Source organism: Sphingomonas corticis (assembly GCF_012035195.1).
GTDB lineage: Bacteria > Pseudomonadota > Alphaproteobacteria > Sphingomonadales > Sphingomonadaceae > Sphingomonas > Sphingomonas corticis.
In genome coordinates this window covers 214,175-235,149 of record NZ_JAAVJH010000005.1, presented here as the reverse complement: position 1 = coordinate 235,149, position 20,975 = coordinate 214,175, and the positions used below count along the sequence as shown (strand labels likewise).

Here is a 20,975-nt window from a genome sequence, read left to right as displayed (position 1 = left end):
TGCCTTCGCAGGGGTGACGGCCAATCGCTGATCCGGCTCGCTTCGCCTCGTGCAACGACATGTGATCCGTCGCCCCTGCGCAGGCAGGGGCCTATCGCCGGCGCCGTTCCCCGTAACGACGGCGTCCGGGCAGCCCGTCGTCAACCGGCCCCTTGCATTCCGTCGAGGGAGCTATGGGCCCTGCCTTCGCAGGGAGGACGGGTGTCAGCGGGTAGCCGTACCGGCCGGCCCCGCCTTCGCCCGCGGCACCACGGCCATCGTCCAGTCCTTATCCGGTGTCAGGTACTTTGCCGCGGTCTGCTGCAACGACTGGGGGGTGATGCCGGTCATGTCGCTGACCAGGCTCTGGCTGGCCTCGATCCGCGCGGGGTCGAAGGTGCCGCCCTGCGTCTGCATCAGCCAGAACTGGTTCCCGCTCGACGCGCGCGCCATGTACTGGAGCATCGTCACGATCGTGCGGCGCATCTCCTCCTCCGGCACCGGGGTCGCGACCAGTTCCGCCGCGATCTCGCGCGACAGCTTGAAGAACAGGTCGACCTTGTCGGGCGCCACCTGGCCGAGCGCCAGCAGGCGGCCGCCGCCGGGCTGGCCCATCGGCCACTGGCTCTGCGCGGTCGGCGAGTAGCTCGCCCCCGCGACCGAGCGGAGCCGGTCGAACAGCCGGTCGGCGAAGATCGAGGCCAACACGTCGAGCCGCCGCGCCTCGGCATGGTCGGCCGAGCCGCCGCCGGTCGGCCAGGCGATCAGCGCCGCGGCCTGGGTGTCGTCGCCGTCATGCGTCAGCGTCACCGGCTGCACGACGTGCGCGGGGAAGCGCACCGTCGGGCTCGCGTCCTTCGCCGGCTTGCGCCCCTTCAGCGCGCCGAAGCTCTTCGCGATGGCCGCGATCGCCTCGTCCGCCTTCACGTCGCCGAACACCTGCACCTCGATCGGCCCGGTCTTCAGCAGCGGTTCGAACAGCTTGCGGAACGCCTTGGCGTCCAGCTTCTGCACCTGCTCCAGCGTCGGCGGCGTCCAGCGCGGGTCGCCGTCGCGCAGCCGGCCCTCCACCTCGCGGCCCAGCACCGCGTCGGGCGAAGCGCGGAAGCCGGGATAGGCGGCCAGCATCGCCGCGCGCGCGCGCAGCACCGGCGCCGCATCCCAGCGCGGCGCGGCCAGCTTTGCCGCCATCAGCGTCAGATTGTCGGCATAGTCGCCCGGCGTCGTCTGCGCGTTCATCACGAAGGCGTCGTCGCCGATGTCGAAGTCCAGCCCGATGCGGCGGCCCGAGGTCAGCTGGTCGAGATCGCCCTGGTTCAGCGAGCCGATGCCGCTGGCGACCAGCGCGTTGTCGCCCGCCCAAGCCACCGTCGGCCGGTCCGAGGGCAGCGCGCGATAGCCGCGGCCGAAGCGCACGCGGACGTAGACGCGCCCCGTCTCCGCGCTGCTGGCGTGGATCAGCGCGCGCACGCCGTTGGCGAACGTCACCTGCTCCATCGGCGGATCGCCGACGGTGACGCGCGCGACCACCTTCCCCGGCTTGCCGAGCGCGGGCACGCGCGAGAAATCGACCGCGGCCTGCTCCGACCGCGGTGCGGCGAGGCCGGACACGTCGGCGGTCAGCGCGGTCGCCAGCTTCGCCGCGGCGCCTGCATCGGCGGTGCGCGTGTTCAGCAGCGCGCGGGTGGCGTCGCCCTGGAACAGCCGGCGGGTCGATTCGACCATCGCGGCGGGGGTGAAGAACCCCTGCCGCTTGGCCTGTTGCAGGATGTCGTAGCTGGTCTGCGGGCCGGCGACGGTCTCGCGGATGTCGAGCGCGTTGACCATGTCGTCGGCCTGCTTCGCGCCCGCCTCCACCCGCGCGGTGTCGACGTCGTTCTTCATCGCCGCGTCGAACTCGGCCAATTCGCGGTCCACCTCGACCTGGCTGGGCGGGGTGGCCTGCGCGTCGGCGATCACGGCGCGCACGTCCTTCAGCGCGGCTTCCCAATCGTCGCCGACGGGCACGATGTTCGTGAACGTGCCGTTCGCCGAGCGCGAGACGTCGTCGAGATTGACCGATGCCTGGAGGAAGCTGCCCCCCGCCCGCGCGCGCGTTTCCAGCCGGCGGTTGATGAGGCGCAGCGCGAGGAAATCGACCAGCCGCTTCTGGTTGAAGATGATCGTATCGTCACGGTAGATCCACGGCCGCAGCACGCCCGTCGCCACCAGCGGCGGCAGCGAGGGTTCGGCGATCGCGCGCGTCGCGGGCTGGGCCGGGTCGGGCTTGCCGAAATCGGGATCGGCGGGGTTCGGGCCGGTGCCGCGCCAGCCGGCGAAGTTCTTGACGACGAGGTCGGCGGCGACCTGCGCGTCGATGTCGCCGGAGATGATGACGACGGTCCGCTCCGGGCGGTACCAGCGCTGGTGGAAGGCGAGCACGCTGGCGGGGGTGGCCGCCTCCAGCGTCTTGATGGTGCCGATCGGCGAGCGATCCGCCAGCGGCTGGCCGGCGAAGAAGGTCTGCCGCAGCGCGTCGCCGTAGCGCACCTGCGCGCCCGGCGCCTCGCGCTGCTCGGCCAGCACGGCCGGGCGCTCGCCATCGAGGTTCGCCTGCGAGATCGTCGGCTCCGCCATCATGCCGGCGAAGATCTTCAGGCTCTCGTCCAGCTTCGTGTCGGTCGCGCCGGGCAGGTCGAGCTTGTAGACCGTCTGCGTCGGCGTGGTGGACGCATTCGAATCCGAACCGAAGGTCGCGCCGAAGCGCTGCCACACCCGCCGCGTCTCGCCATCGGGCACGTATTTCGATCCGCGGAACGACAGATGCTCGATGAGGTGGGCGTAGCCCTGCTCGGCATCGCCCTCGTACAGCGAGCCGGCGTCGATCCTGACGCGCACCGCCACCTGCCCCGGCGGCACGCCGTTGCGCCGCACGGCGTAGCGCAGCCCGTTGGGAAGGCGGCCGAACTGCCATTCCGGATCGGGCGTGATGTCCGATCCCTTGAACAGCCAGGGGGAGGTGTCGACCGCCACCTTGCCCGGCGGGGCGGCGGGCGGCTGCGCCGCGGGCGCGGCACGCTTGCGCTGGCCGATCGCGGGGCCGGCGGCGAGCAGGAGGAGGGAAGCGGCCGCGAGCGGCCTCGCGAACGTACGCGAGAAGAGGATCATCGCCCCTGCCTCTACCGGTCGCGACGGTCCGCCGCAACCGCGCGGATCGTGCGCCGGTTCGGGTTCCTTGCCCGAACTCCGCCACGATTTGGACGTGAACCCGGCGCAGCGTGTGCCCATCTGACGTGCGGGGGAAAGAGGAAAGGCTGTTCGATGAGTGACGTCCGCACCGCGACACGTCCCGCCACCGCGGGCGGGATGGTGCCCGACCTGAACGTCGTCTCCGGCGCGCCGCGTGCCGGGGCGGCGATGCAGGCCGATCCGAACCGCCCGCTCGTCATCCGCATCGGCAAGCACCTGCGCGGCGTGTTCGACCGGCTGATCGCAGGATCCTCGCTGGTGTCGAACGATCCGGTGCTGGACGTGCGCGACTTCGCCTGGACGCAGGCGCTGCGCGCCGACTGGGAGGCGATCCGCGACGAGGCGCGCGCGGTCGCGCTGGTCGGCCACGCCGCGCCCAGCCTAGCCACCATCTCGCCCGACCACCGCGCCATCGCCGAGGTGGACAAGTGGCGGTCGTACTTCCTGTGGGGATACGGCTATCCGATCGACGACAACCTCTCGCGCTGCCCGCGCACGAAGGCGGCGATCGAGGCGATCCCCGGACTCAACTCCGCCTTCTTCTCCATCCTGGCGCCCGGCACGCACATCCCCGACCACCGCGGCGTGACCAAGGGGCTCATCACGTGCCACCTGGGCCTGATCGTGCCGCGCGACGGCGATGTCAGGATGCGCGTGGGCGACCGCATCGTGCGCTGGGCGGAGGGCGAGACGCTGGTGTTCGACGACACCTACCGTCACGAGGTGTGGAACGACACGGACGGGACCCGCGTCGTCCTGCTGATCCAGTTCGAGCGACCGCTGCGCCAGCCGGGCAAATGGTTCGCCGACCTGTTCCTGGGCTTCGTCAAGCGCTCCGCCTTCGTGCAGGAGGCGCGCGACAACGTGGCGAAGTGGAACGCGGCGGTGAAGCAGCTGGACGTGTGAGCCGGCTGGCGGGCGGAAACAATTCCTTTCCCCTCCCCGGCTTGATCCCCGTCCGCGCACGCGCCACATCGCGCGCATGCTGATCGAAACCGAAGCCACGCCCAATCCGGCGACGTTGAAGTTCCTGCCCGGCCGCATCGTGATGGACGCGGGCACGCGCGACTTCGCGACGCCGGAAGAGGCGGAGGCGAGCCCGCTGGCGACCGCGCTGTTCGACCTGGGCGACGTGACGGGGGTCTTCTTCGGCCGCGACTTCGTGTCCGTCACCGCCGCACCGGGCGTCGCGTGGGCGACGCTGAAGCCCGATGTCCTCGGCCTGCTTTCCGATCACTTCGCCGCGCAGATGCCGCTGTTTCGCGGACCCAGCGCGGGCTTCTCCGTGCCGGCCGAGGAGGAGGCGTTCGAGGACGATCCCGCCGACGCCGACATCGTCGCGCAGATCCGCGACCTGATCGACACGCGCGTTCGCCCCGCCGTCGCCAACGACGGCGGCGACATCGTCTATCGCGGGTTCGACAAGGGCAAGGTGTTCCTGCGGATGCAGGGCGCGTGCGCCGGCTGCCCGTCGTCCACGGCGACGCTGAAGAACGGCATCGAGCAGCTGCTGCGCCACTACGTGCCCGAGGTGACCGAGGTCCGCGCGGTCTGATCCGCCCCTTCACGACAGGAGTTTCGCTTGACGCAGCCGCTCGACGACGCCGCGCTGGACCAGCTGTTCCGCACCGCGCGCACCTACAACGGTTTTACCGACCAGCCGGTGAGCGAGCAGGAGCTGCACGCGCTGTGGGACCTCGTGAAGATGGGGCCGACCAGCGCCAACCAGCTGCCCGCGCGCTTCGTCTGGTGCACGTCGCAGGAGGCGAAGGAGACGCTGGCCGCGTGCTGCTCGGACAGCAACGCGGACAAGGTGCGCAAGGCGCCGGTCAGTGTCGTCATCGGCATGGACACCGAATTTCACGAATATCTGCCCGAGCTGTTCCCGCATACCGACGCGAAGAGCTGGTTCGTCGGCAACCGCGAGCTGCGCGAGGCATCGGCGTTCCGCAACTCCTCGCTCCAGGGTGGCTATTTCATCCTCGCCGCGCGCGCGCTGGGGCTCGACACCGGGCCGATGAGCGGGTTCGACGCGGGGGCGGTGGACAAGGCGTTCTTCGCCGACCGGCCGTCGGTGCGGACCAACTTCATCTCCACGCTGGGCCACGGCGACCCCGCCAGCATCTTCGATCGCAGTCCGCGGCCGGACTTCGAGAAGTTCAACCGGATCGTGTGATTTCGTTCCCCTCCCTCGCAAGGGGGGGGTTGGGGGTGGGTCGGGCCTGATGCTACGGCGCGCGGCACCGTGACCTATCCGTATCGCCAGGACGCTACCCACCCCCGCCCCCTCCCCGCGAGGAAGGGGAGTTCCATCGCATGACCCGTACCCTCGTCATCGACACCGCGACCGCCGCCTGTTCCATCGCCCTGTTCGAGGGCGAGGATCTGCTCGCGTGGCGGGACGAGGTGGTGGGGCGCGGCCATGCCGAGCGGCTGGTGCCGATGATCGCGGAGCTGCCGGACGGCGGGCGCGCCGGCCGCATCCTCGTCGACGTGGGTCCGGGCAGCTTCACCGGCATCCGCGTCGGCATCGCCGCGGCACGGGGACTCGCGCTCGGCTGGGGGGCCAGCGTCGCCGGCTATTCGTCGCTGGCGCTGGTGGCGATGGACGAATTCACCAATGCCGGGCGCTCGTCGCCGTTCGCGGTCGTGATGGAAGGAGGTCATGGCGAAGTGTTCGTGCAGCGATATGCCGGCCGACCCGAATTCCGCGCGATGGACGACTTCGAGTCGCTCACCCCGTCGGATGCGCTGAACCGGCTGGGCGCGATGCAGGCCGTGGGTACCGGCGTCGGTCGCCTGGCTGACCTTCCCGCGCGGCAACGGGGACCGTCGCTGTTGCCGTCGGCCATGTTCGCGCTTGCCCTGCCCGCATCGTATCGCGACCTGCCGGCACGGCCCTTGTACGGCCGCGCGCCGGACGCCAAGCTGCCGGCATGACGACAACCGCGGCACGGACGGTGGAGCTGGTGCGGGGCGACGCGCGCGACGCGGACGCGGTGGATGCGGTGATGGCCGCCGCGTTCGACCCGCGCTACGGCGAGGCGTGGACGCGAAACCAGTGCATCGGCATCCTCGCCATGCCGGGCGTGTGGCTGACGCTGGCGAAGGTGGACGGCGCCACCGTGGGCTTCGCGCTGACCCGGGCGATCATGGACGAGGCGGAGCTGCTGCTGATCGCGGTGGCACCTGGCCAGCGCCGCGGCGGGATCGGCGCGGCGCTGCTGCGCGGGGTGATCGCCGAGGCGCAGGGACGCGGCGTGCGCCAGTTGCACCTGGAGGTACGGGCGAACAACCCGGCCATCGCGCTGTACGCCGCGCACGGTTTCGCGGCGGTCGGCGTGCGCCGCGGCTATTATCGCGCGCGCACCGGCGAGACGTTCGACGCGCACACCTACGCCCGCGCGCTGTGATCGCGCTTGTTGCGAGTCAGTAGCGCTTTTCGCAACAAGCAACGCGCACTACATGGGGCGCATGGCCCGCAAGATCGATCTGGAAGCCCTCTGCCACGAGAAGGGCCTGCGCATCACCGAGCAGCGCCGCGTCATCGCGCGCGTGCTGTCCGAGGCGGAGGACCATCCCGACGTCGAGAAGGTGTACGAGCGCGCGTCGGCGATCGACCCGGGCATCTCGATCGCCACCGTCTATCGCACGGTGCGGCTGTTCGAGGAGGCGGGGATCCTCGACCGCCACGATTTCGGCGACGGGCGCGCCCGCTACGAACCCTCGCCCGAGGCACACCACGACCACCTGATCGACGTGGAGACCGGGCGCGTCATCGAGTTCGTCGATCCCGAGGTGGAGCAGCTGCAAAAGGCGATCGCCGAGCGGCTGGGCTTCCGCCTGGTCGATCACCGGATGGAGCTGTACGGCGTCTCGCTCGCGCGCAAGGATTGAGACGGATCGTCGCGCGCGGCCCTGTGACGAAGCGGTGCGGGCTGACGAAGCGGGTGGGCGCAACCGCCTCGATCATCTCCGGCGTGGCGCCTGCATGACGGGCGCGCTGCGCATCGCCGCCCGGTTGTCGGTCGTGCTGCTCTGGCTGCTCGTCATGCTGGTGCTGCACGGCGCATGGCGGCTGGTGCGGGCGCGGTCGCCGTGGCCGCGAATGTTCCTGGGCGGGGCGGCGCGCATCTTCGGCGCGCGGGCGCGGGCGACCGGCACGCCGCTGCAAGGGGACGTGGTGTTCCTCGCCAACCATCTCAGCTGGCTCGACATCCTGCTGCTCGCCGGGGCGACGGGCACCGCCTTCGTCGCCAAGGCGGAGCTGCGCGCGGTGCCGCTGATCGGATGGCTGTGCACGCTCAACCGCACCATCTTCGTCAGCCGCGGCGAGCGGATGGGCGTGGCGGCGCAGGTGGCGGAGCTGCGCACCGCCCTGAAAGCGGCACGCAGCGTCGCGATCTTTCCCGAGGGCACGACCGGTGACGGGGCGACGCTGCTGCCGTTCAAGGCGTCGCTGCTCGCGGCGCTCGACCCTTCGCCGGGGGGAATGCGCGTGCAGCCGGTGCGGATCGACTATGGCGCGGCGACGCGGGACCTCGCATGGGTGGGCGACGAGCCGGGGCAGCGACACGCGTTGCGCGTGCTGCGGCGGCGCGGCACCTTCGTCGCGCACCTGTCGTTCCTGCCACCGTTCGATCCCGCGGGAATGGAGCGCAAGGCGATCGCCGCGACCGCGCGGGAGGCGATCGCGCGCGACGGCTCGCTGGCGTAGCCACGCCGGCTGTGGCACCCCTGTCCGCACGGCGAGGGAGAGGGCGATGGATTTCCGGCTGAGCGACGAGCAGGCGATGCTGCGCGACACGCTGACCCGCTACCTGGCGGAGGCCGATCCGCTGCACGCAAGGCTGAAGCGGCGGACGCGGACGGTGGCCGGCGACGCGACGCTGTGGCGCGCGCTGGCGGCGGAGCTGGGCGTGGTCGGCGCCGCGCTGCCGGAGGAGGCCGGCGGACTGGGCGGCGGGCCCGTGGAGACGATGATCGTGATGGAGGCCCTGGGCGAGGCACTGGCCGACGCGCCCTATCTCTCGAACGTCGTCCTGTCGGCGGGCGTGCTGCGCCAGGCGGGCGACGTCGCGCTGCTGCCCGGCATCGCCGACGGGACGGTGCAGGTCGCGCTCGCCGCGCTGGAGGCGGGATCGCGCCACGCGTGGCACGCGGTGTCCGCCCGCGCGGTTCGCGAGAGCGACGGCTGGCGCGTGACCGGCGAGAAGGCCGTGGTGCTGGGCGCGCCCGACGCCGACCGGCTGCTCGTCAGCGCGCGGACGGCGGGCGCCGCGCGCGACCGCGACGGCGTGTCGATGTTCCTCGTCTGTGCCGACGCGGTCAGGCGCCACGACTATCGCCTGATCGACGGCAGCGTCGCGGCCGATATCGTCCTCGACGCCGCCCCCGCGGCCCTGGTCGGCCAAGAGGGCGCGGCGGTGGCGTGGCTGGAGGCGGCGGGCGATGCCGCGATCGCCGCGATCTGCGGCGAGGCGGCGGGAGTCGCACGGCGGATGCTGGCCGACACGGTCGAGTGGACGAAGCAGCGGCGCCAGTTCGGCCAGCCGCTCGCCAGCTTCCAGGTGCTCCAGCACCGCATGGTCGACATGTACATGGCGGCCGAGCAGATCCAGTCCGCCGCCTATCTCGCCACGCTGAACCTCGACGCCGACGCCGCGATCCGCGCCCGCGCGGTCTCCGCCGCGAAGGCGGTGGTGGCCGACGGCCTGCGCTTCGTCGCGCAGAATGCGGTCCAGCTGCACGGCGCGATGGGGATGACGGACGAACTGCCGGTCGGCCTCTATTTCAAGCGCGCGACCGCGATCGAGCAGCAGTTCGGCGGCGCGGATCATCATCTCGCACGTTACGGGGCATTGGCGGCGGCGTGAGACCGTCACGACAGGAACAGGGGTAAGACGATGAAGACGCATTGGTGGCTCGCCGCGACCGCGGCGATGGCGTTCGGCGTGCCGGTGGCCGCGCAGGCGCCGCGCGCCACACCCGCGGCGGCGGTACCGCAGGGGCGCCTGCCCGAAGGGGTGCGGCCGACCGCCTATCGGCTGGAGCTGACCGTCCTTCCCGACGCCAAGGCATTCTCGGGCCGGGCGGAGATCGACGTGACGCTGGCGAAGGCGCAGCGATCGTTCTTCCTGCACGGCCTCGGCCTCACCGTCTCGCGCGTGGTCGCGCTGGTGGACGGCGCCGAGGTGGCGGGCACCTATGCCGAGGTGGATCCCAGCGGCGTCGCGCGACTGGACTTCGGGCGCGCGCTGCCCGCCGGGCGCACCACGCTGACGTTCGAGTACACCGCGCCCTTCATGACCGGCAGCGAGGGGCTGTATCACGCCAAGGTCGGCGACGACTGGTACGCCTGGACGCAGATGGAGCCGATCGACGCGCGGCGGATGTTCCCCGGCTTCGACGAACCGCGCTTCAAAACGCCGTTCACGCTGGGCGTGACGACGCGCAAGTCGCTGAAGGTCTTCGCGAACACGCCCGAGGTGCGCACGACCCCTGCCGCGGACGGCACGGTCCGGCACGAGTTCGCCGCGTCCCGCCCGCTGCCGACGTACCTCGTCGCGATCGCGGTCGGCGATTTCGACGTGGTGGAGAACGACGCGCCCGGCAACGCCGTGCGGCCGAAGACGCTTCCGTATCGCGTGATCGCGACGAAGGGGCAGAAGGCGCGCCTCGCCACCGCCGCGGCGGAAGGGCCGAAGATCCTGGCGCTGCACGAGGATTATTTCGGCAGCCGCTATCCCTTCGAGAAGCTGGACCAGATCGCCGGGCCGGTGATGCAGGGCGCGATGGAGAACGCCGGGCTCATCACCTACGGCGACACGCTGCTGCTGCTGTCGCCCGACGCGCCGGCGTCGCAGCGGCGGTCGTTCGGCATGGTCGTCGCGCACGAGATGGCGCACCAATGGTTCGGCGACCTCGTCACGCCGATGTGGTGGAACGACCTGTGGCTGAACGAGAGCTTCGCCGAGTGGGCGGGCAACCGGGTAGGCGAGATCTGGGATCCTAAGCTCGGCACCGGCGTGGCGCAGATGGCGGAGGCGCTGGACGCGATGGAGACGGACAGCCGCTCCATCGGCCGCCCGATCCGCCAGCCGATCGAGCGCAATGCGCAGATCGCCAGCGCGTTCGACGCGATCACCTATCAAAAGGGCGGCCAGGTGCTGACCATGGTCGAGCGCTACCTGGGCGAGGACAAGTTCCGCGACGGGGTTCGCCATCACCTGACGCGCTTCGCCTACGGCAATGCGACGGCGGAGGATTTCTTCGCCTCCATGGCGAAGGGATCGGGCGACCCGGGCGTCGTCCCGCTCTTCCAGAGCTTCGTCAACCAGACCGGCGTTCCGGTGGTGACGGTGCGCCCGGGCAGCGGCGGCGGGTGGCGGTTGACGCAGGCGCGCTACCGGCCGATCGGGGTCGCGGCGGGCAAGCCGCAGCGCTGGACCCTGCCCTTCTGCGTGCGGCAGGACGCGGACACGCGATGCACGCTGATGCGCGGGCCGGGCGCGACCATGCGCCTGTCCGGTGCGGGCGTGGCGGTGCCCAACGCGGGCGGCGCGGGCTATTACCGCTACAGCCTGCCCGCGGCGCAATGGTCGGCGCTGACCGCGGCGAGCGCCGGGTTGCCGGCGCGCGAGGCGCTGGCGTTCGCCGACAGCCTCTACGCCGATTTCGCCGCGGGCAACGCGCCCTTCGCGCTGGTGGTCGAGGCCACCCGCGCGCTGGCGGCGCATCCCGATCGGCAGGCGGCGACGAAGCTGCCGGAGTGGCTCGACACGCTGGCCGTCACCACGCTGTCGCCCGAGGCGGGTGCGGGCGTGGAGCGGCTGGTCGGCGGGCTCTACGCCCCGCGGCTGGCGCAGCTGGGGCTTGACCCCCGGCGCGGCGCCTATGCAGGCGAGGAGACGGATCGCGCGCAGTCGCGCCGGGCGTTCGCGGGGCTGATGGCGACCACCGCGCGCGACGCGGGGACGCGCGCCACGTTGGCCAAAGCGGCGGAGCGGGCGGTGGCGGGCGACGCCGACGCGCTCGATCCGACCTATCGCTCGCTCGCCTTCGCCGTGGCGGTGCAGGATCGCGATGCCGCGTTCATGGAGCGGCTGAAGACCCAGCTGGCGAAGAGCGAGGACCCCTTGTTCCGCAGCAACGCGCTCGCCGGGCTGATGGCAGCGGACACGGCGGAGAAGGTGCGCCGTGCGCTCGGCTACGCGCAGGACGCCGGCGGCGGCTTGCAGACGCTGGAGCGGCAGCAGCTGATGAACGGGCTGGCGGCGCGTCCGGTGGGGCGCGACATTCTGTTCGACCTGTTCCGCACCGACTGGGATCGCATGACGGCGGACGTCCCCTCGTTCCGCCGCTCGCGCCTGCCGCTGCTGTTCGCCAGCTACTGCGACGCGGGGAAGGCGGCGGAGGTGGACGCGCTGTTCCGCCCGCGGCTCAAGACGCTGGGCGCCAACGAGCTGGAGCTGAACCAGAGCGTGGAGACGATCCGCATCTGCGCCGCGCTGAAAACCGCGCGGGGCGCGCAGATGGAGGCGGCGCTGCGTTGATGCACGGGAGGCTTCCGCGCCGCGCGCGGGAGCCTCAGCCCAGCCCCAGCACCATCTTCGCCAGGATGTTGCGCTGGATCTCGTTCGACCCGGCATAGATCGGCCCGGCGCGCTCGTTCATGTAGCGCAGCGCGGCGAGGGCGTGGCGCTCGTCGCCGCTGACGTAGCCGTCCGCGGGCGCCTGATGCGCCGGCGCGGGGCCGCCGGGCATGGTCGCGTGCGGCTGGAACACGAGGCCGCGCGGGCCCGCCACCTCCAGCGCCAGCTCGGTCACTTCGCCGGCGAGTTCGGTGCCCATCACCTTCATCATCGACGACAGCGCGCCGACGCTGGCGCCCTCGCTGGCGGAGAGGAGGCGAAGCTCGGTGATCTCCAGCACGTCGGCGCGCGCCTGCAACCGCGCCAGGCGGGCGCGGAACAGCGGGTCCTCGGCGAGCGGGCGGCCGTCGTCGCCGGTCGTGTCGCGCGCCAGTGCCGCGATCCCGTCGCAGCGCGCCTTCAGCCCCGGCGCATAGGCCGCGCCGCCGCGCTCGAATTCCAGCAGGTATTTGGCGACCGACCAGCCCCGATCGACCTCGCCCATCACGTTGGCCAGCGGCACGCGCACGTCGGTGAAGAAGACCGCGTTCTGCACCTGCTCTCCCGACAGCATGGTGAAGGGCCGCACCTCCACGCCGGGCGACGCCATGTCGATCAGCACGAAGGTGATCCCCGCCTGCGGTCGCCCTTCCTTCGACGTGCGGACCAGCGCGAAGATCCAGTTCGCCTCGGTCGCGTGGGTCGTCCACACCTTCTGCCCGTTGACGACCAGCCGGTCGCCCTCCACCACTGCCGCGGTCGTCAGCGAGGCGAGGTCGGAGCCGGCGCCCGGTTCGGAATAGCCCTGGCAGAAGAAGATCTCGCCCGACAGGATGCGCGGCAGGAAGAAGGCCTGCTGCTCTGGCGTGCCGAACCGCTGGATGACATAGGCCACCATCGAGATGCCCATCGGCGACAGCGCGGGCGCGCCGGCCACCAGGCGCTCGGTCGCGAAGATGTAATGCTGCGCGATGGTCCAGCCGGTGCCGCCGTGCTCCACCGCCCAGTGCGGCGCGGCCCAGCCGCGTTCGGCCAGGATCGCCTGCCAGCGCATCGAGGCGTCGTGGTCGGGATAGACGCTGGTGGCCAGTCGCCCCGCCCGCGCCAGTTCCGGCGTCAGCCGCTCGGCGAGAAAGGTGCGGACCTCCTCGCGGAAGGCCTCTTCCTGCGCGCTCCAGCCGAGGTCCATCGCCCTGCCCTCCCCGTCGATCAGAAGCGGACGCGCACCGTGCCGCCGTAGGTCCGCGGCGCGCCCAGGAACGCGCCATAGGTGCCCGATTGCAGCGGCTGGTCCACCACCACCTGGTAGTAGTCGGAACTGGTGAGGTTCTGCGCCCACACCTCCACCGTCCACGCGTCCGATTCCGGCGCGATGCCGAGCCGCGCGTTCAGCAGGGCGAAGGGACGCTGCTCCTTCAGCGGGTCGAGGTTGGAGCCGGTGTTGTATGCGGACGTCCACTTCACCGACGCGCTGGACAACAGGTCCAGCCCGGCGCCGATCGGCTGACGCGAGGAGAAGCCGCCGGTCACGTTCCACTTCGCCGCATAGGGCAATGTCGCGCCGGGCAGCCGTGCGCTGATGCCCGCGGGGGGCACGAAGTCGCCGAACCGCGTGTCCGCGTAGGTGACGCCGCCGTTGAGCGACAGGCCCTGGATGCCGGTGTTCCACAGCACGTCGAAGTCGACGCCCTTCGACACCACTTCGGGAATGGAGGCGACGAGGAAGCTGATGCCGGTGTAGGTGTTCAACTGAAAATCAGTGTATTTTTGATAGAAGGCCGCGAGATTGGCGAGGACGCGGCGATCGAACAGGGTCGTCTTCGTGCCGACCTCGTACGCCTCCACCTTCTCCGTCGCGAAGCTGGTGTCGGGGTTGAAACTGCCGGGGGCGAAGCGCGCACGGTCCAGGTTGAAGCCGCCCGACTTGAAGCCGTTGGCGTAGGAGCCATAGGCCATCACCTGCGGCGAGAAGCGATATTGCAGCTTCGCCGATCCGGCCCAGCGGTTCTCCGGCCGGCGCTGGTTCGCGCTGACGTCGTTGAAGGCCGGGTCGGCGGTCGGCGCACACAGCGCGCCGACGATCGCGGTGCGCGCCGCGGCGGGATAGAAGGCCGCCCGCCCCAGCGCCGCGGCGCAGGCGTTGCCCGGCGCGGTGTTCGTGTAGCGCGACGCCACCCGCTTCACCTCGTCGGTGTAGCGCAGGCCCAGCGTCAGCTCCAATCCCTCCGCCAGCGTGATCGTGTTGTCGGTGAAGATGGCGAGCGACGAGCTGCGGTGGTTGTGGAAATCCCGCGCGCCCTGCCCGGCGAGATAGTTCGAGCCGGCCGGAAGCCCGGTCAGCGCGGCGACGAAATTGGGGTTGGGCGCGCCGCTGGACGCGGAGAGGAGATACCCGAAATAGCTCTCGTACCCGGTGCCGAACAGCGTGACCGGGTCCGATTGCAGGCGTTCGTTGGCGTAGAAGACGCCGAGGATGGAATTGAGCCGGTCGCTGGTGAACGCGAGCCGCGCCTCCTGCGAGAAGACGCGAAAGACGTTGCGGTTGTCCACCGGGCGGTACCAGATGTCCGCGCTGGAGAAATCGAGGTCGGTGCCGTTGGCGGCGTCGTTGACGCGCCACGCGGTGATCGACGTGGCGGACAGCCCGCCGCCGATGTCGTAGTCGGCCTGCACCGATCCGCCGTAATCCTCCACCCGCGTCGGCGACGGACGATTGGCGTAGGCGATCCGCGAGAAGGGCTGGCGGTTGCGCAGCAGCCCCGCGTCCGGCGCGAGCAGGTCGACGAAGGCGGCGGTGGGGCCGGGAATGCTGACGGTGTTGATGCAGCAATTCTCGTCGCGGTTGGTGTAGTCGCCGATGGCGCGGATCTCCAGCCCGTCGAGCGGGCGGAAGAGCAGTTGCGCGCGCACGGTGTAGTAATCCTCGTCGCCGTCGCGCGTCTGCGTGCGCGGCCCGGCCCCGGTGTTCACGCGCAGGAAGCCGTCCCGCTCCCGCTTCAGCGCGAAGATGCGCGCGGCCAGCACCTCGTCCACCAGGCCGAAGGTGGCGCTGCCGCTGATCGAATATTGGTTGTAGTTGCCGTAGCTGCCGACGAATTCCGCCGCGGGGGTGAAGCTGGGCGCCGCGGTCACGACGTTGATGACGCCGGCGGACATGTTCTTGCCGAACAGCGTCGATTGCGGCCCCTTCAGCACCTCCACCCGCTGCAATTCGCCCAGGTCGCCGAACGCCACCGAGGAGCGCGCGCGATAGACGCCGTCGATGACGGTGCCGACCGAACTCTCCAGCCCGGGATTGTCGCCGACCGTACCGACGCCGCGGATGCGGATCGACGTCTGCGCGGTGCTGGTCGACGAGGTGACGTTGAGGCCCGGCGTGATCGTCTGCAGATCCTTGATGTCGCGCACGCCCGCGTTGGTCAGCTGTTCCTGGCTGAGCACGGAGACCACGACGGGGACGTCCTGCAGCGACTGCTCGCGCTTCTGCGCGGTGACGACGATGTCGTCCACACCGCCGCGGCTCTCGGTCGCATCGGGCGCGTTGGCGGGGGCGCCGGGGGAGGACGGGCTGACGGGCGTCTGCGGCACCGCATCGTCGCCGCGCGTGGCGTTGGCCGCGTCCTGCGCCAAGGCCGGTGCCGCCAGGCTGACTGCGATCGCCATCGCCGATGCGTGCAGGATCGTCATCGTCCCCTCCCCCTCTGCCTTCCTGTTTTCGGCCGCCTGTTTAATTGAGCGATTAAGTCCTGTCCACGGTGGCTGTCGGTAGAGCGACGAGGACGGAGGCGAGCACGGTCGCCTCGACGTGTGCCGCGTAAGCGAGGCTGAGAGGCTCGTCGATCTCTCCGATGCCGAACGCCCATTTCAGCGAGTAGCGCGCGTGAAACAGGTGGTCGCACGCGCCGATCAGCGAGAAGTAGAACAACATGGGATCGACGGGGCGGAACGTGCCCTCCGCCACTCCCTGGCGCAGGATCGCACGATGCCCGGCGGCGATGGGGCGGGTGAACCGCTCTGAGATGTAGCGCGCGGCATCGCCGTCCGTCTCCGACGCCAGCGCGCCGATCAGCCGGTTCATATAGGGGTGGCGATGATAGGTGCGGATGACGCCGCGGATATGGCGGCGCAGCTTCTCCTCCGCCGGCAGATCCGCCGCGACCAGCGCGGCGAGAGCCGGCAGCATCGCGCCCGCATCGCGCTCCAGCAGCGCGCGGAACAGCCCGGTCTTCCCGCCGAAGCGATACTGGATCAGCGCGGAATTCAGGCCCGACCGCTCGGCGATGTCGGCGAAGGTGATGTCGACGGAGTTGCGCTCCGCCATCAGCGCGCCCGCCGCATCCATTAGCGCGTCGGCGGAATTGCGCGCCGGGTCGCGTGACGGCCGGGACGTCCTCGCCGGCCGCACGGCCCCCTTTGCCGCCTTGCCCCCTGGCATTGCCGGTCTCCCTCGTCCTGCGGCCAGGCTAGCGCGCGGCGGGACGAGGGCGCAACCGTGTTTACGCGCGCGATTAAGCCCGCATCGTACGGATGATGCCGGAGAAGTCGGTGGCCGCATCGCCATCGGCAACGAACGCCTCGTACAGCTCGCGCGCGCGCTGGCCCATCGGCACCGCCGCACCGACGCCGGCCGCTCCCTCGGTGGCGAGGCGCAGGTCCTTCAGCATCAGCCCGGCCGCGAACCCGCCCCGATAGTCGTTGTCCGCGGGCGTGGTCGGCCCGACGCCGGGGACGGGGCAGTAGCTGGTCATCGACCAGCTCTGACCCGACGACACGCTGGCGATGTCGTAGAAGGCCTGCGCGTCCAGCCCCAGCTTCTCCGCCAGGGCGAACGCCTCGCACGTCGCCGCCATGGTGGCGCCCAGGATCATGTTGTTGCACATCTTCGCCGCCTGACCCGCGCCGCTGGCACCGGCGCGGATCACCGCCTTGCCCATGCTGGCGAGGAACGGCTCGGCACGCGCGAAGCCGGCGTCCGTGCCGCCCACCATGAAGGTGAGCGTGCCGGCGGTGGCGGCGGCTATTCCGCCGGACACGGGCGCGTCGACCGCCAGCAATCCGCGCGCTGTCGCCTGTTCGGCCACCTGGCGCGCAGTGGCGACGTCGATGGTGGAACAGTCGATCAGGATCGCGCCGGGGGCGACACCGCCGAGCGCCTCGGCATAGACCTGCGCCACGTGGGCGCCGGCGGGCAGCATGGTGACGACCGCCTCCGCCCCTTCCGCCGCCGCGGCGGCGCTGGAGCTGCGCAGGCAGCCCGCCGCCTCGGCGCGGACCAGCGCCTCCTCGCTGACGTCGAAGGCGCGCACGTCATGCCCCGCCTTCGCGAGATTCGCGGCCATGCCGCCGCCCATGTTGCCCAATCCGATGAACGCGACCCGTGCCATGATCTTCTCCGTCACTCCTGCGCAGGCAGGAGCCTATCGCTGTATCGTCCATCTCGCCGTCGGACCCATGACCCGACGCCCGTGTGTCCACCGTCGTCGATCATGTGGCAGACATGGGCCCCTGCCAGCGCAGGGGCGACGACACTATTTCCCCGTCCACTGCCCCGTGCGCTTCTCGACGAAGGCGGCCATGCCTTCTTTCTGGTCGGCGGTGCCGAACAGGCCGTGGAACAGGCGGCGTTCGAACTGCACGCCCTGCGCCAGGCCGGTCTCGAACGCGGCGTTGACCATCTCCTTGTTCGCGATGACGGCGAGCGGGGCCATGCCGGCGATGGTGGCGGCGGTCTTCACCGCCTCCTCCACCAGGTCGGCGGCGGGGACGATGCGGCTGACGAGGCCGGCGCGCTCCGCCTCCGCCGCGTCCATCATGCGGCCGGTCAGGCACATCTCCATCGCCTTCGCCTTGCCGACCGCGCGGGTGAGGCGCTGCGAGCCGCCCATGCCGGGGCTGACCGCCAGCTTGATCTCCGGCTGGCCGAACTTCGCGTTGTCGGCGGCGAGGATGAAGTCGCACATCATGGCGAGTTCGCACCCGCCGCCCAGCGCATAGCCCGCGACCGCGGCGACGATCGGCTTGCGCGTCTGCGTCAGCCGCTCGTAGCCGCCGAAGAAATTGCCGCCGTACATGTCGGCGAAGCCTTGGCTCGACATCTCCTTGATGTCGGCGCCGGCGGCGAACGCCTTCTCGCTGCCGGTCAGGACCGCGCATCCCTGCGACGCGTCGGCGTCGAACGCGGCGAAGGCGGCGAGCAGGTCGGCGAGGACCTGGCTGTTGAGCGCGTTCAGCGCCTGCGGCCGGTTGAGCGTGACGAGCGTGACGGCGCCGCGCTGCTCGACGAGGATGGTTTCGTAAGTCATCGGCTCTCCTTCTCGGTTCGTCACCCCGGCATGACGTCGTTGGTCACGCCGGCGTCCACGCCTCCGCCTCGGGCAGCGGCGCGAAGATCTGGTCGATGACGTGGTCGCTCACCCCTTCCGGCGAGGCCGGGTCCCAGCGCGGCGCATGGTCCTTGTCGACGATCACCGCGCGCACGCCTTCCAGGAAGTCGTGCCGCTGCACCACCCGCGATCCCACCGCATATTCCTGCCGCATCTCGTCGGCGAAGCTCGCCATGCCCGCGCCGTCCTTCAGCAGGCGAAGCGACACCTTCATCGTCTGCGGCGACTTGGTCTTCAGCGTCGCCAGCGTCTCGCGCGCGAAGTCGCCCCCGTCGGCCTCCAGCGCGGCGAACACCTCCTCCAGCACGTCGGAGGCGAACAGCCGGTCGATCGCCTCGCGCCGGTCGAGGATTGCGGCGGGGGGCGGCGCGACCGCCAGCCGGTCGAGCACCGCCACGCCGTCGGCGAGGCCGGCCTTCGCCTCGTCCAGCGCGTCGCTCGGAAGGTAGTGCGTCGCGAGCCCCAGGGCGAGGCATTCGGCGCCGTCGATCCGCGCGCCGGTGAGCGCGAGATACTGGCCGATCCGCCCGGGCAGCCGCGAGAGGTACCAGCCGCCGCCGACGTCGGGAAACAGGCCGATCCCGGTCTCCGGCATCGCCAGTCGCGTGTTCTGCGTCGCCACGCGGTAGCGGCACGGCTGCGACAGGCCGACTCCGCCGCCCATCGTGATGCCGTCCATGAAGGCGACCGTGTCCTTGGCGTAGGTGAACAGCCGATGGTTCATGCGATATTCGGTGTGGAAAAAGGCGCGCGCCTCCGCTCCGTCCCTCGCGCCGCTGTCGGCCAGCATGCGGATGTCGCCGCCGGCGCAGAAGCCGCGGCCTTGCGCGTGATCGATCGCGATCACGCGCACCGCATCGTCGCCGCGCCACGCCTCCAGCGCGTCGAGCACGCCCTCGCACATCGCGGTGGTAAGGGCATGGATCGCCTTCGGCCGGTTCAGGCGGATGCGGCCGACGGGGCCTTCGACGGTCGTGATGATCTCTTCAGTCATGGCCCCTCGCGATGCGGCCCCGCGAAGGCGGGAGCCCGGGCTGGACTCCCGCCTTCGCGGGAGCACATGGCTTACTGCCGCAGCAGATCCCTGCCGACGATCATGCGCATCACCTGGTTCGTCCCTTCGAGGATCGAGTGGACGCGCAGGTCGCGCCAGAAGCGCTCGATCGGATAGTCGCGCAGATAGCCGTAGCCGCCGTGCAGTTGCAGCGCACGGTCGACGATCGCGGAGCCGTTGTCGGTCGCCAGCCGCTTCGCCATCGCGGAGAAGCGCGACTTGTCGGGCGCGTTCGCGGTCACCTTCGCCGCGGCGAGGTACAGCAGCGCGCGCGACGCCTCGAGATCGGTGGCCATGTCGGCGAGCGTGAATTGGGTGTTCTGGAACTCCGCCACCGGCTGCCCGAACTGCTGGCGTTCCTTGGTGTAGCGGATCGCCTCGTCCAGGCAGCGCTGCGCCCCGCCGAGCGAGCAGGCGCCGATGTTGAGCCGCCCGCCGTCGAGCCCCGCCATGGCGAAGCGGAAGCCGTCGCCTTCCGCGCCGACGCGGTTCGCGACCGGCACGCGGCAATCCTCGAAGATCACCTGCGCGGTCGGCGAGGCGTTCCAGCCCAGTTTCCGCTCCGGCGCGCCGAAGGAGAGACCGGGTGTGTCCTTCTCCACGACCAGGCAGGTGATGCCCTTGCTCTTCTCCTCGCCGGTCCGGACCATGCAGACGTAGATGTCGTTGTAGCCCGCGCCGGAGATGAACTGCTTCGTGCCGTTCAGTACGTAATGATCGCCGTCCCGCCGCGCGCTCGCCTTCAGCGCGGCGGCGTCGGAGCCGGAGCCGGGCTCGGTCAGGCAGTAGCTGGCGATCCTGTCCATGCCGACGAGGCCGGGCAGGAAGCGGTCCTTGATCTCCTGTCCGCCGAAGCGCTCGATCATCCACGTCGCCATGTTGTGGATCGAGATGAAGGCGCTGGTGGCCGGGCAGCCATAGGCCATCGCCTCCATGATGAGCGCGGCCTCCAGCCGGCCCAGGCCGATACCGCCATTCTCCTCACTGACGTAGATCGCGCCGAAGCCGAGCTCCCCCGCGGCCTTCCACACGTCCACGGGGTAGTGCGCCGTCTCGTCCCACTCCGCAGCGAAGGGCGTGATGCGGTCGGCGGTGAAGCGGCGGGCGAGTTCCTGGATCTCGCGCTGGTCGTCCGTCAACTGGAACTGGTCGGTCATTCCTGGTCCCTAGCAGCGCTGGTAGCGCGTGGTGGCGGGCGCCGCGCCCGAGCCGACGGGGGTTTCGGTGCGGACGAGCGCGGTGCCGCCATTCTCCAGCGAGAGGGCGGTGCGGCGCTGCCACGTCTGCCCCTCCCCTTCGAAGCGCAGGTCGACCGTCACCGCGTAGGTGGAGCGGCTCACCACGTCCACTACCCGCGCGCGCGATTCGAAGAAACGGATGCGGTCCGCATCCACGTTGATCCGCCCGGTGGCGTTGGTGTTCGCCAGCTCGCAATCGTTCGGCGTGACGCCCCAATAGCCCTGGAAGTCCTTGGGCAGGGCGCGGTCGCGCGCCGCGTTGCGCGGCGTCGCGGCGACCGGCACGCCGGCGCGTGCGGTGGAGGCCGCGCCGTTCTGCGCCACCGCGGCGTCGATCGCGTTCTGCGCCTCGGCCTCCTTTTCCGGCACGTCGACGCGATTGTAGTCGGCGTCGCTCGCACCGCCGCAGGCGGCGAGAGGCAGGAGCAGGAGGAAGGCGGCACGGCGCATGTCGGATCAA

18 protein-coding genes are annotated in these 20,975 nt (G+C 70.8%); 9 read left to right on the top strand and 9 right to left on the bottom strand.

What is annotated here, in order from left to right:
• Positions 1-204: 204 nt before the first annotated feature.
• A complete protein-coding gene (locus HBH26_RS10120) occupies positions 205-3,126 on the bottom strand; it encodes a M16 family metallopeptidase (RefSeq protein ID WP_168134473.1) in 2,922 nt (973 codons plus the stop codon).
• A gap of 153 nt (positions 3,127-3,279) precedes the next feature.
• Between HBH26_RS10120 and HBH26_RS10115 the strand changes: the two genes are divergently transcribed.
• The 9 genes from HBH26_RS10115 (at position 3,280) to HBH26_RS10075 (ending at position 11,762) form a co-directional block, all read left to right on the top strand.
• Positions 3,280-4,113, top strand: a complete 834-nt coding sequence (locus HBH26_RS10115; protein WP_239024701.1) for an aspartyl/asparaginyl beta-hydroxylase domain-containing protein — start codon at positions 3,280-3,282, stop codon at positions 4,111-4,113.
• A gap of 76 nt (positions 4,114-4,189) precedes the next feature.
• Positions 4,190-4,762: a NifU family protein gene (locus tag HBH26_RS10110; RefSeq protein WP_168134472.1), complete on the top strand. Its 573-nt coding sequence runs from the start codon at positions 4,190-4,192 to the stop codon at positions 4,760-4,762.
• Positions 4,763-4,789: 27 nt separating this feature from the next.
• Complete coding sequence (locus HBH26_RS10105) at positions 4,790-5,383, top strand: malonic semialdehyde reductase (protein WP_168134471.1); 594 nt, start codon at positions 4,790-4,792, stop codon at positions 5,381-5,383.
• Between the two features lie 140 nt (positions 5,384-5,523).
• Complete coding sequence (gene tsaB, locus HBH26_RS10100) at positions 5,524-6,147, top strand: tRNA (adenosine(37)-N6)-threonylcarbamoyltransferase complex dimerization subunit type 1 TsaB (protein ID WP_168134470.1); 624 nt, start codon at positions 5,524-5,526, stop codon at positions 6,145-6,147.
• A complete protein-coding gene (gene rimI / locus HBH26_RS10095) occupies positions 6,144-6,620 on the top strand; it encodes a ribosomal protein S18-alanine N-acetyltransferase (RefSeq protein ID WP_168134469.1) in 477 nt (158 codons plus the stop codon). The genes tsaB and rimI overlap by 4 nt, the downstream gene beginning before the upstream one ends.
• A gap of 61 nt (positions 6,621-6,681) precedes the next feature.
• Positions 6,682-7,104, top strand: coding sequence for a Fur family transcriptional regulator (locus HBH26_RS10090; protein WP_168134468.1), 423 nt, complete (start codon positions 6,682-6,684; stop codon positions 7,102-7,104).
• 94 nt (positions 7,105-7,198) lie between these two features.
• A complete protein-coding gene (locus tag HBH26_RS10085) occupies positions 7,199-7,924 on the top strand; it encodes a lysophospholipid acyltransferase family protein (protein WP_168134467.1) in 726 nt (241 codons plus the stop codon).
• Between the two features lie 46 nt (positions 7,925-7,970).
• On the top strand, positions 7,971-9,083 hold the full coding sequence (locus tag HBH26_RS10080; protein WP_168134466.1) for an acyl-CoA dehydrogenase family protein: 1,113 nt from the start codon (positions 7,971-7,973) through the stop codon (positions 9,081-9,083).
• Between the two features lie 30 nt (positions 9,084-9,113).
• A complete protein-coding gene (locus HBH26_RS10075) occupies positions 9,114-11,762 on the top strand; it encodes a M1 family metallopeptidase (protein WP_168134465.1) in 2,649 nt (882 codons plus the stop codon).
• A gap of 34 nt (positions 11,763-11,796) precedes the next feature.
• On the opposite strand, the gene HBH26_RS10070 is transcribed toward HBH26_RS10075, so the two are convergent.
• The 8 genes from HBH26_RS10070 to HBH26_RS10035 form a co-directional block, all read right to left on the bottom strand.
• Entirely contained in the window at positions 11,797-13,029 is a 1,233-nt protein-coding gene (locus HBH26_RS10070; RefSeq protein ID WP_168134464.1) for an acyl-CoA dehydrogenase family protein, read from the bottom strand.
• Between the two features lie 20 nt (positions 13,030-13,049).
• On the bottom strand, positions 13,050-15,527 hold the full coding sequence (locus HBH26_RS10065) for a TonB-dependent receptor (RefSeq protein WP_168134463.1): 2,478 nt from the start codon (positions 15,525-15,527) through the stop codon (positions 13,050-13,052).
• A 52-nt stretch (positions 15,528-15,579) separates the two neighbouring features.
• Positions 15,580-16,275 carry a TetR family transcriptional regulator gene (locus tag HBH26_RS10060; protein WP_168134462.1) on the bottom strand — a complete coding sequence of 232 codons (696 nt, stop codon included), beginning with the start codon at positions 16,273-16,275 and terminating at the stop codon, positions 15,580-15,582.
• Positions 16,276-16,348: 73 nt separating this feature from the next.
• Complete coding sequence (mmsB, locus tag HBH26_RS10055; RefSeq protein ID WP_168134461.1) at positions 16,349-17,224, bottom strand: 3-hydroxyisobutyrate dehydrogenase; 876 nt, start codon at positions 17,222-17,224, stop codon at positions 16,349-16,351.
• Between the two features lie 144 nt (positions 17,225-17,368).
• Positions 17,369-18,142 carry an enoyl-CoA hydratase gene (locus HBH26_RS10050; protein ID WP_168134460.1) on the bottom strand — a complete coding sequence of 258 codons (774 nt, stop codon included), beginning with the start codon at positions 18,140-18,142 and terminating at the stop codon, positions 17,369-17,371.
• A 43-nt stretch (positions 18,143-18,185) separates the two neighbouring features.
• Positions 18,186-19,217, bottom strand: coding sequence for an enoyl-CoA hydratase/isomerase family protein (locus HBH26_RS10045; protein WP_168134459.1), 1,032 nt, complete (start codon positions 19,215-19,217; stop codon positions 18,186-18,188).
• 71 nt (positions 19,218-19,288) lie between these two features.
• The gene (locus HBH26_RS10040) at positions 19,289-20,434 is read right to left on the bottom strand and encodes an acyl-CoA dehydrogenase family protein (protein WP_168134458.1); all 1,146 of its coding nucleotides are present in this window, start codon (positions 20,432-20,434) and stop codon (positions 19,289-19,291) included.
• 9 nt (positions 20,435-20,443) lie between these two features.
• Positions 20,444-20,965, bottom strand: coding sequence for a hypothetical protein (locus HBH26_RS10035; RefSeq protein WP_168134457.1), 522 nt, complete (start codon positions 20,963-20,965; stop codon positions 20,444-20,446).
• Positions 20,966-20,975: the final 10 nt, after the last annotated feature.

Excerpts from the sequence above, each read along its gene's own strand:
- HBH26_RS10070 (WP_168134464.1), bottom strand. The coding sequence starts at position 13,029 with ATGGACCTCGGCTGGAGCGCGCAGGAAGAGGCCTTCCGCGAGGAGGTC.
- HBH26_RS10110 (WP_168134472.1), top strand. The coding sequence starts at position 4,190 with ATGCTGATCGAAACCGAAGCCACGCCCAATCCGGCGACGTTGAAGTTC.
- HBH26_RS10090 (WP_168134468.1), top strand. The coding sequence starts at position 6,682 with ATGGCCCGCAAGATCGATCTGGAAGCCCTCTGCCACGAGAAGGGCCTG.
- HBH26_RS10075 (WP_168134465.1), top strand. The coding sequence starts at position 9,114 with ATGAAGACGCATTGGTGGCTCGCCGCGACCGCGGCGATGGCGTTCGGC.
- HBH26_RS10080 (WP_168134466.1), top strand. The coding sequence starts at position 7,971 with ATGGATTTCCGGCTGAGCGACGAGCAGGCGATGCTGCGCGACACGCTG.
- HBH26_RS10040 (WP_168134458.1), bottom strand. The coding sequence starts at position 20,434 with ATGACCGACCAGTTCCAGTTGACGGACGACCAGCGCGAGATCCAGGAA.
- HBH26_RS10085 (WP_168134467.1), top strand. The coding sequence starts at position 7,199 with ATGACGGGCGCGCTGCGCATCGCCGCCCGGTTGTCGGTCGTGCTGCTC.
- mmsB (WP_168134461.1), bottom strand. The coding sequence starts at position 17,224 with ATGGCACGGGTCGCGTTCATCGGATTGGGCAACATGGGCGGCGGCATG.
- HBH26_RS10035 (WP_168134457.1), bottom strand. The coding sequence starts at position 20,965 with ATGCGCCGTGCCGCCTTCCTCCTGCTCCTGCCTCTCGCCGCCTGCGGC.
- tsaB (WP_168134470.1), top strand. The coding sequence starts at position 5,524 with ATGACCCGTACCCTCGTCATCGACACCGCGACCGCCGCCTGTTCCATC.
- HBH26_RS10065 (WP_168134463.1), bottom strand. The coding sequence starts at position 15,527 with ATGACGATCCTGCACGCATCGGCGATGGCGATCGCAGTCAGCCTGGCG.
- rimI (WP_168134469.1), top strand. The coding sequence starts at position 6,144 with ATGACGACAACCGCGGCACGGACGGTGGAGCTGGTGCGGGGCGACGCG.
- HBH26_RS10060 (WP_168134462.1), bottom strand. The coding sequence starts at position 16,275 with ATGCCAGGGGGCAAGGCGGCAAAGGGGGCCGTGCGGCCGGCGAGGACG.
- HBH26_RS10120 (WP_168134473.1), bottom strand. The coding sequence starts at position 3,126 with ATGATCCTCTTCTCGCGTACGTTCGCGAGGCCGCTCGCGGCCGCTTCC.
- HBH26_RS10050 (WP_168134460.1), bottom strand. The coding sequence starts at position 18,142 with ATGACTTACGAAACCATCCTCGTCGAGCAGCGCGGCGCCGTCACGCTC.
- HBH26_RS10045 (WP_168134459.1), bottom strand. The coding sequence starts at position 19,217 with ATGACTGAAGAGATCATCACGACCGTCGAAGGCCCCGTCGGCCGCATC.
- HBH26_RS10115 (WP_239024701.1), top strand. The coding sequence starts at position 3,280 with ATGAGTGACGTCCGCACCGCGACACGTCCCGCCACCGCGGGCGGGATG.